The sequence below is a fragment of the Fibrobacter sp. genome (assembly GCA_012523595.1).
In the GTDB taxonomy this organism is placed as follows: Bacteria; Fibrobacterota; Chitinivibrionia; order Chitinivibrionales; family Chitinispirillaceae; genus JAAYIG01.
Genome location: JAAYIG010000101.1, coordinates 1 through 10,256 on the forward strand (window position 1 = coordinate 1; position 10,256 = coordinate 10,256).

Here is a 10,256-nt window from a genome sequence, read left to right on the forward strand (position 1 = left end):
CCTCCTTGCAGGAATTTGTTTGTGTTGACGATTATCAAACAAAAATACCTCTGTAGGGGCCTGTGACTCTATATATATGTCAAAGAACTCATCTAACTACACTGTTTGGGAAATCCGGATAGACCCAAAAAATGACTAAACGGTTTCAGATATACTTTGATCCATGGTACCGTGTTTTGTCATTTCTGGTCGGTATTCCTCCCTCAGGTTCCTATATAGAGTTTTCAGAGGACCAGGTAAAAGTCCGGATGAGCTGGGCGTTCCGCTCCCGTTTCCCCCGCTCTGTTGTAGGTGAGGTTTCTGTGATAAGCAAAAAGCCTCTCAGCCGTGGAGTGCATGGATTTTGTGGCCGATGGCTTGTAAATGGCTCCGGAAAGGATATTTTAAGCATAAAGCTGAACCCTGTTCAGCGGGCTTATGTTATGGGATTTCCGGTACGTCTAAAAGAACTGCTGATAAGCGTAGAGAACCCCTCTGAAGTGGTGGAGATTCTCAGGTAAAGTCTGTAATTTACCGGGATAAAAACTTTCTATACAAGATAAAATATTTTGTATTTGTGTGCGATCCTTTATAGAGATATTTTGTTTTATGGTTTTTTAAACAAATTTAATTCAAAATCCATACAAAGTACCTTTTCCAGAAATAACGCCTTTACATATTTTCTCAATATCATTGATTGTCTTTTTAAGCCAGGGATTGATAGGATCTTCTTTTTCAACCACTTCCCAGAAAATCGCTTTGTATTTATCTATTTCTTCGTAGTAATGTTCTAACTGTTCTTTAGTATGAAAGTATTCTTTTGCCCAAAGTCTTGATAATATTCGTACTCCACCCGTTTTATCATTTGTAATACTTCGTAATTCATTAAATGGCTCTGCAGCATTTTCCCCTATTTGAGCCATAAATCGGTTACGTATAGAATGAATTGGACACTGTCACATAGAGAATCCTGCCTGTGATGGTTTTCCGGAATGAACAATAATTCGTCACTTTCAGCATTAAGAATCTCCAGTAATCGAAAAAAGTGTTGTATAATGTATATTTTTATCGAACACTTCTGAACCGGATGTACAGATATGATAATCATGAACAGAAAAACTAAACTGAGATTACTGTCAGCACTTACAATGTTCCTGTTAGTCCAGGTACAGATTCTCCATGCAGGGACCTACAAAGAGGTCACAAACTTTGGAGAAAATCCAAGCGGAATCCAGATGTTTCTCTATACACCTGACAAGGTTGCCGCAAAACCTCCGATTCTTGTCGTTTGTCACTGGTGCCACGGGACTGCAGACGCCTGTTATAATGCTTCTTACTGGTACTGTTCGTTTGCCGAAAGTCAGGGGTACTATGTGATTTTTCCCAATGCGGCTAGCAGTGATGGTTGCTGGGATGTAGCTTCTACGGAAGCGCTTACACATGATGGAGGTAGTGATCCACTGGGAATTGTTTCGATGGTCAGGTATGTTATCAAAAACTACAATGCCGATTCCACGCGAGTGTATGTTACAGGTGTTTCATCGGGTGCAATGATGACCAATGTGCTGCTTGGAGCTTATCCGGATGTTTTTGCAGCAGGATCCGCATTCGCAGGAGTACCTTTTGGATGCTTTTCCGGGCCGGACAGTTGGAATGATGATTGTGCGAAAGGAAGAATCACAAAAACCGCTCAAGAGTGGGGAGATCTTGTTCGTAACGCATTCCCGGGCTATACCGGAAAACGTCCGAAAATTCAGATGTGGCATGGAACCAATGATGAAGTGTTAAGTTTTCACAATTTTGGTGAAGCTGTAAAGCAGTGGACAAATGTCCTGGGAGCAGATACGATACCCGCATCTGAGGAAAAAGATGTATTCCAGTCGGGATGGGTACGACGGCGCTACAATAATTCCAGCGGTGAGACTGTTGTTGAAACAATTATTGAACAGGATCAACCTCATAATCTTCAGGTGTTGCAACAGGAAGCATTGTCGTTTTTTGGTTTGGACCAATCGACGGATGTAAGATCACGACCCGTGCTGAAAAAAGGTTCTCAGTCAAGTTCAGCAATTGTCACATCATTTATTTCAGCCGACCGGATAGCAGTTACAATACGATCAATTCCTGGTACTGCTTCTTTGTCATTGTATACAATAAATGGCAGGATGGCTTTTAATTATCCTGAAACATATTCATCGACAGGAATGTTTGCATTCACAATTGATAAGAGTGCTTTGCTACAGCAGGTATCAAATCTTTGTATCGCAAGAGTTACATTGAATGGCTCTGATGCAGGGGCGTTCAGGCTGACTATTCAAAAGTAAATTTTTGTCCCGGTTTTGAAGTGTTAATGTGATAAATACGGTTTATCACATTTCGTGCATTGAATGCCCACTGAATCTGTATAAAGTGAACATAGCCCCGAAAAAGCGCTCACTGAGCCTAGTCGAAGTGAGCTTTATCTGAAGTGCGGTAAAACACCCGCAAGAAGAACCTATTTAACAATATTCACCCTGTGTACCTGAGATGAACCATCCCCGGACAATTTCAGGATATACAGTCCATTATCGAACTGCTCTATCGGAATTCTGAACTGTTGATTGGAAGCAGAAAACAATTTTCTGTTCAATACTGACTTGCCGTTAACTGCATACATATTTATATGAATCGCTTTACCGGGACAATTTGCCTGTATTGTGAAATTTGCAGGATTATAAACCAATCCTGGTATGAAAAGAGAGGAACCTGCAGCAGTTGAAACAGCACTCTCCAGTACAATTTTGTCAATATTGGGCCCACCATCAGAACTCAGAGATGTAAGTGTAATTGTGTTGACTTCTCTTACAAGATTGATAATAATTTCTTTTGTATTCCATGTTGTCCAGGCGCCTGTCGGATTAAAACTCAGTGAATTGATAACCACAGAGCCGTTAACAGTAACCGAAACAGGGCGGTCAACTGAAGAACCATTGGCAAATGTAATGACTGCCTTTTTTTCGCCGTTTCCTGAAACACAAACCGTGAATTCAATGGAGGATCCAACTTCATTGTTGAAGTTTGCATAACCGGTTCCGGAAAAACCACTGTTGGTTGATTCAACTATAGAGTTGATCATCTTTGTGTTTTCACCCTCGTAATGAATGGAATCAGTTGAGGTAAACGTGAAAGCTGCATTGAGAGTGATATTGGATTTCAATGATGAAACGGTGTAAGCGGGGTTAGTGCCTGTATGATCCCCGGACCATCCGGCAAACACCCAGCCGTCAAGAGGCACTGCTTTAATTTCAACTTTTACTCCTTCTGCCAGTGAACTTCCGGAAGGACTTTGCTCAATGATTCCACCCGGTGCAGCAGTTGTTTTTATTTCGAATCTGGTACCGGAACCAGTCTGAACCCAGTCAGGAAGTGTTGCATTATACTGTTTTGCAATGTTAAGCACTTCATCCAGACGGCTGTTTGATGTATACCGGTTTCCGTTTCTGTCAAACATGGGGTAATCACTGTACCTGGTAGGTTCCCATGCGAAGCAGCCTAAACCCATTTGATTGGGAAGATTATTCATCACATCGTAAATCAATTTGGTTCTCTGAGCAGTGTGTTCAAGACTCATTACCGCAATGCCATCCCTTACAACATTGCCGAACATTTCACGCCAGTCACCGCCGTTGTTCGTTGTCCCGTATGTTGACCCACCGATAAAATCGAAATCGATTCTGTTTTTTATTGTGTTGTACCAATTCATGAAATCCCCGTCAGGTCTGGGGCGCCCATGCTGCATTACAATCTTTATGGTTGGGTCAACATCCCTGACACCCTTGACTCCTGCATTGACAAGAGCCGCAAACCTGTCAGCGTTGCTGATGGAAACACCGGACATTTTGGAATTAATCTCGTTTCCCACCTGAACCATATCCGGTCTCAAACCCAGATCCACCAGAGTCTGGATATTGTGTTTGACATATTCGTAAGCGTGCTGACGCATCTGCTCATCATTGTCATTTGCCCAGGCTCTGGGTACATACTGATGTCCAATGGAGGCCCAGGTATCGCTCATATGGAAATCAAGCAGAAACCCCATCTGATGCTCTTTGATTCTCCTGGCTATTATTATTGTGTGATCAAGATCACACCAGCACACATTGGGGTTTGCTCCTGAAATAGAATTCTTTGCATAGCCTTCAGGAGCACACGGGTCAACAAAAGTACGGATACGGATGAAATTGAACCCGTGCTCTTTCAGTATTTGCAGAAGGTCCTTCTGTACACCATTATCCCAGTAGGTCGCTCCAATACTCTCATCTTCAAGTACCCAGGAGATATCAGCACCAACAATAAAGGGTCTGGCTGAAGTTAAGCCTGGAAAAATGAGCGCTATACTCATGAATGACAGTATGTATCGGCTTATTTTATTGATTATGAGCTTGTTGTTTTTCATAAAACACCCCCTCTGACAAACTGAATATATTTACTGATAAAAATTATCCGATGTGATCATCCGGTTTACTTTATTATGTAAATACCGCTTGATGGCATTACTGCCGGTACAACTGAAGATTTCTTTCCTGAAATAGAATACATGCTGTTTCCAGTGTATCTGCTCCTGTTTCCGATACTGATCTGCGGGTAAACTTTATGTGCTGTTTTTAAAGGTGTTCCACTGGAATGGTTTATTGAAAATTCCACGTTTGTAATAATACCGGATTCGAAAGCGCCAAGGTCTGGTGCCACAGCAGTGAAGGGAATACCGACATCTTCACCTTTGTCTATCATTTTGCTTCCCGGTGCCAGCTTGAGAAAGTTAACATCAGGCAAGCTGCCGTCGGCCTTGCGCGGTCCCAGCATTCCCGGAATGCTGTCAAGACTCCGGCCGGTCACTGTCATACTCGGATCATCAAGACTGAGGAAATCTGAAGCCGCAGGGGTGATGGACAGATCCCAGGTGTTGTTTTTAGTATCGACTCCGTAACCGTCAATGTAGCTGTTCTTATTGGGAAATCCGATATTGTTCCTCATGATGTGCCTTTTTGATCCTGTCAGTATAACACCATCTGTTCTGTTTCCATTGGCATCCCAGGTACTGGCCCACATGTTATACTGCGTTCCATTGCTGTATGAGGTATTGTTGTACCAGGTATTTCCACCGGAGGAATGGTTGGCATAAAAACCGGAGGCGCGGTTTTTCCAGGCTGCACAATTTTTGACAATGTGTCTGATACCGGTTTTACTGCTGCCGATTTTGAATCCATTGCCGTTTCCTGCTCTTTCGGTCCCATAATTGACATACCCGTGTCCCATCGTAAAACAGTTCTCAACTATGACCGGTACTTCCTGTGAGATGAAATCCCATCCATCATCGGAGTTCCACCACGCGCGGCATCCCTTGAAGATTGTTGATTTTCCTGTTTTCTGGTAGTGCACCCCGAAGCCGTCTGCGTTTTCACCATTGCCCTGATGAGAGTATGGGTCATAATTGTCATGAGAATCGCAATTGATGATCTGATGACCGCCTGTGGTGGTGTTAATGAAAAAGCCGGAGCCAAAGATATGGTGGATGTTAAGGAGTTCGAAAATATTGTCGTGAGCATTGCCGCCCACACTTATTCCGGTGTTGGAGCGGGTGTTCATTGGGACATTACACACTTCGAAACCTTTAAGGTGCAGCCAGGCACCGGTAACATTAAACCCCTGGGTGTAATTTGGATCGGGCTGGATCTTCAGGTTGGAAAAATCAAAAACAGGAGTTTCTCCTGGAAAAGCGAAGTAGCAGATCCGCTTTTCCTCCGAGGTTCCGCTTTTGTTAAATTGAACACCTGCTGACCCGGTGAGATTTACAATCTTGTAAACTCCGCCTCTAATGTACACCGTATCTCCCGGACCTGCCGCTTCTATGCCTTTCTGAAGAGTGGCAAATGGCTGAGTCTGTGATCCTGGAGACGAATTGTTGCCGTTTGTGGCTACATAATAGGTTTTGGAATCCGCTGCAGATATAAACAGTGCAATAATTGCAAATGCACTGAACATCTGCCTGCTGCACCTGGAAAAATCATCTATCAGATCATCTGTTTTTCTCATCTCGTTTTCTCCAGAGTAAATTGATTTGAACGGTCAGCCGGTTACAGATTTCTATATTTAATATAACCTCGATTGAGAGTAAAAGCCTTCATCTTAAATACCGCAAATTAAAAAACTGTGTACAAAATGTATACAATAAAATCAGTAACACATTGAAAATGACCGAGTTAAAATTGATTAAGCATTAAATATGAGATGGTGTTGTATACACGTAATGAAGTTCTTTTATTTAAGAACATGAACCGTTTTTACCCTGGCAACATTACCTGCTTTTACTCTTAAAATATAAACCCCATTATCGATCATATGGATGGGCAGTCTGAACTGTCTTGAACCGGACCCGGGATTCAGTTTTCTGTTCAAAACAGTCTTTCCGTCAATTGTGTGCATCTGTATCTGAACCTCTTTACCGGGGCAGTATGTCTGGATTATAAAACCGGCAGGATCAAATGTAATTACCGGTTTGTTAGACATGGGAGCTGAGCGCACTGAAACAGCTCTCTTAAATTCGATATTATCGATATTGGGACCGCCATCAGAAGTCAATGATGTAAATTTTATCGTGTTAATACCTTTATTCAGGTTGACAGATATCTCTTTGGTATTCCATGTTGTCCAGACGCCTGTAGGATTAAAACTCAATGAGTTTATTATCACAGATCCATTTACTGAAACTGAAACCGGACGGACAGCGGAAGATCCGTTGGCAAATGTAATTACGACATTTTTTTCACCATCACTGGAAACACACACCGCAAATTCTACAGATGAGCCTGTTTCGTTGTTGAAATTCGCGTATCCTGTTCCTGAAAAACCGCTGTTGGTTGATTCTGCTATTGAGTTAAACATCTTTGTGTTTTCACCCTCGTAAAGAGTGGAGTCAGCTGATGTAAATCTGAATGAGGCATTGAGAGAGACATTTGAGCTCAATGATGTAATGGTATACGACGGGTCAGTACCTGTATGGTCTCCCGACCACCCTTCAAATGCCCAGCCATCAAGCGGAACCGCTCTGAATGTTACTTTTGTACCTTTTGCAAGTGAATCTCCGGCCGGGTTCTGCTCTATTATACCTCCGGGAGTAGCAATTGCATTTATCCCGTAAAGGGTGCCTGTTCCCACTCTGATCAAAGAGAAATCATCCACTTTGCACCAGTTGTTTCCGTTATTAACAGATGTTACTCCAACACGGCATTTACCGCTGGTAATCTGAATATTGGGGATGCTTATCTCTGTCCATTTGCTTATTGCTTTGTTGATAGAATAGCTCATTTCGGAGCCGCCGAAGTCGCTGATAAAAATCTTACAGGTACTCTGGCCTCCGCTGCTCTGCACCCATGCCTTTAATTCGTAGGTACCGATGGGAATGCTGGAAATATTCTGTGAAGCAGTTCCGCTCTCGGTCTGATGAAGGCAGAATCTTCCTGAATAACGTGAACCGGAGGCATTTTTAGTTCCGCTCCATCCTGCAAGAGAGGTTTGCAGAACGCGGTCGGCTTCAAAACCGGGGTTCAGTATGTAATTGTTACCTGGTCCCACACGCCAGGTGCCTTTGACAGCATCGAGTGACCATTGAGAAAGAGAATTAAATACGGGTGTAGTCCCGTTGAATGTTACAGGGCACCACTGGTTGTATCCGATTCCATTACCGGCAAAATCACTCCAGCGGTCTCCACAGAAGATAACGGTTGTATCTTCTGTACCATTTACCGTGATAAAGAATCCGGTCTGGGTAACATGGCAGAAGTCAAGTCCAGAGTTGACCATAATGCCTTCGGATGAATACGGGCCAAGAATGTTTGTGGCTGAGATATAGTAGCAGTGTGATGAGTTCCAGCCATGAAGATCCGATGAGCAGAAATAATATCTGCCCCTGTATTTGAACATACAGTTTCCTTCTCTTCCAGCCCCTTTGAAAACGCGTACTGCCTGTTCACAGTTAAGAAAATCGGATTCCCGCAGCGGAATAACATATAAGTTGCTCCGCCCGCTTTTACTTGAACAGATTATGTACGCCTTGCCGTCATCATCCTGGAAAACTGTCTGATCACCGGTCCCCTCATTGGCAACTCCTGGCGGAACCTGAATTTTTTCCTGGGTAAATTTTCCGGTAGGAGTACTGCTGGTCGCAAACAATACTCTGTTCATCGATTCCTGAGCAATAAGAACATACTTCTTTGTATTGGAATTATAGACAACACCTAACCGTCCAAACCAGCCGAATGATCCGGTGAACACTATTCCTTCGTACTTCCAGTTGACAAGGTCTTTTGATGAGTAGCATGTCACCCCAAGAAATCCGGTATCGCCGTTTTTACTGGTAGGATTATTATAGTAGGTTATTGCACCATTGTACTTGGCCCCGTACCAGTACCATGTATCACCAACTTTTATGGTTCCTCCACCCTGAGAGTAGATTGGATTACCGGAAATATCCTTCCAGAAGGTATTGTTCTGAATGATCTGAGCGGATGTCATTTCATTTGTTATCACAATCATCAGACAAACAAACATGAATTTTTTTATTCCTGATTTCCGGTACATTTCAGGTCCCCCATGGATTGGTGTATCTGTTAATAAGCATTTAACAAGCTACTTCATCAAATTGATATTAAATACTTTTGCCCCGTTCTGTGAAACCAGTTCCAGAAGATATAGCCCGTTTTCAAGATGACCAATTGGCAATTGATATCTATAGGAACCTGTCATTTTCCTGTTCAGAACTATTTTCCCATCCATTCTGTACATCCTTACTCTTACAGCCTCTGAATGACGTTCTGTTTGAATCGTAAAGTCGGTCTGAGGTGTAACCTGTATGTAACCGGATGATGCCGCTCCTGATCCGAAGTCAAATTTATACGACTGAGCATGAGATGCTGCCGCATAAAAGGTAAGCATGAAAAACAATTTTACAAGCAGGCTTTTTTTCTGTAATCTCACTGTTCAGTCCTTTGATTACTGTCCTGAATCACCACATTTTAGCACGTATACACAATTTCCCAGACATACGTGTTTTCTGTATTCACCAATATAAGGACAATCTGGGCTGTGGAACATGACAAAAAGAGAGAAAACATCAGATTCCGTTGGCCGGGATGCCCACGCCTTTTGAAGTGGGAGGGAATCTGAAGAAAACTGTTTTTAAAGGAATGCAACGGCTTTTTCCTGCAGGGGGGAACAGCATACTTAAGCCGGCCTTATTGAAAAGAAAGCAGTTGAGAGTTGGTTCTCTGGTTCTCGAAAGATAACCTTATCCAGTCTTCTGAGCGTGCTACTGAAGATACTCTGACCTCATCTATACTTCCATCCATATTGAAACTGACTTTGTGTGTACCATGAGCCCCGATAACGAAGTCGGCACCGCGTCCATATCCGATTCCATCGGTAAATGGCACCGTACTTCTGAGTACCCCGTCCACATAACCTCTGACCTCGCTGCCATCATAGGTACATACAATAAAATGCCACATTGAATCAGCCAGACTTAAGGAGTAATCATTGCAGGTAGTATTGGTACCGTTATCTGAAAAGATGACAAAATGGAAATATCCCTCTCCGACCAGACGTAAAAGGTAATTATCACCCATACTCAGTATTTCAGAGATGGTCCCATCAAGTTTTTTAATCTTTACCCATGCAGAGACAGTGAGATACTGCGGCTTTAAAACTGTAGTCGCATTGTAAACCGGTATCATGTCAGGTATTATCTGTATGGAATCTGAAGTCAATGGTTTTGCCTGAACAAAGAACTGCCCCTGTCCGATCAAATCTTCCTTTCTCTGTGATAATACCAGATCTTTCCCATGGTTGGCATCTTCAGCCGAATTCTTATACAACCTCTCAGATCCCGTATCAGGTGCATCTTCGGCCAGATGCCACACACCGGCCCATCCATATCTTGTACCGAATACAGCGGTATCACTCGATTCCTGCTGTGCTATATCATTCCCCCAGTACATCATTATGTACTGACTGGTATCATTAGCCCGGATAGTATCTATTCTTACCCAGACTTCAGCTAGCTTCAAACCGGGATCCCATCTTTCGATTTCAAATGACAGAAAAGAATTATCCGGTTTCACTACCATCCCATAGGTTTTCAGAAAAGTTGACAAAGTAGCTGGTCACATGACATGTTAAGGTTCTACTACAAACTTTAACAGGAGTGTCTAATGCAACCAGCCAAACATAAATTTACTATTTTC

8 protein-coding genes are annotated in these 10,256 nt (G+C 42.8%); 2 read left to right on the plus strand and 6 right to left on the minus strand.

All coding sequences use genetic code 11. From position 1 onward, the window contains the following. Positions 1–131: 131 nt before the first annotated feature. Complete coding sequence (locus tag GX089_06415; protein ID NLP02108.1) at positions 132–500, plus strand: hypothetical protein; 369 nt, start codon at positions 132–134, stop codon at positions 498–500. Positions 501–611: 111 nt separating this feature from the next. Here GX089_06415 and GX089_06420 read toward each other — a convergent pair whose 3' ends face one another. Continuing rightward, a complete protein-coding gene (locus tag GX089_06420; GenBank protein NLP02109.1) occupies positions 612–902 on the minus strand; it encodes a hypothetical protein in 291 nt (96 codons plus the stop codon). A gap of 183 nt (positions 903–1,085) precedes the next feature. Between GX089_06420 and GX089_06425 the strand changes: the two genes are divergently transcribed. After that, positions 1,086–2,303, plus strand: a complete 1,218-nt coding sequence (locus tag GX089_06425; GenBank protein NLP02110.1) for a PHB depolymerase family esterase — start codon at positions 1,086–1,088, stop codon at positions 2,301–2,303. 170 nt (positions 2,304–2,473) lie between these two features. Here GX089_06425 and GX089_06430 read toward each other — a convergent pair whose 3' ends face one another. The 5 genes from GX089_06430 to GX089_06450 all read right to left on the minus strand — a co-directional run bounded on the left by GX089_06430 (position 2,474) and on the right by GX089_06450 (position 10,166). Then, positions 2,474–4,414 carry a T9SS type A sorting domain-containing protein gene (locus GX089_06430; GenBank protein ID NLP02111.1) on the minus strand — a complete coding sequence of 647 codons (1,941 nt, stop codon included), beginning with the start codon at positions 4,412–4,414 and terminating at the stop codon, positions 2,474–2,476. A gap of 65 nt (positions 4,415–4,479) precedes the next feature. Then, positions 4,480–6,051, minus strand: a complete 1,572-nt coding sequence (locus GX089_06435) for a pectate lyase (GenBank protein ID NLP02112.1) — start codon at positions 6,049–6,051, stop codon at positions 4,480–4,482. Between the two features lie 225 nt (positions 6,052–6,276). Then, positions 6,277–8,595: a family 43 glycosylhydrolase gene (locus GX089_06440; protein NLP02113.1), complete on the minus strand. Its 2,319-nt coding sequence runs from the start codon at positions 8,593–8,595 to the stop codon at positions 6,277–6,279. 48 nt (positions 8,596–8,643) lie between these two features. Continuing rightward, positions 8,644–8,991 carry a T9SS type A sorting domain-containing protein gene (locus tag GX089_06445; protein ID NLP02114.1) on the minus strand — a complete coding sequence of 116 codons (348 nt, stop codon included), beginning with the start codon at positions 8,989–8,991 and terminating at the stop codon, positions 8,644–8,646. 257 nt (positions 8,992–9,248) lie between these two features. Further along, positions 9,249–10,166, minus strand: a complete 918-nt coding sequence (locus tag GX089_06450) for a DUF2341 domain-containing protein (GenBank protein ID NLP02115.1) — start codon at positions 10,164–10,166, stop codon at positions 9,249–9,251. Positions 10,167–10,256 lie beyond the last annotated feature (90 nt).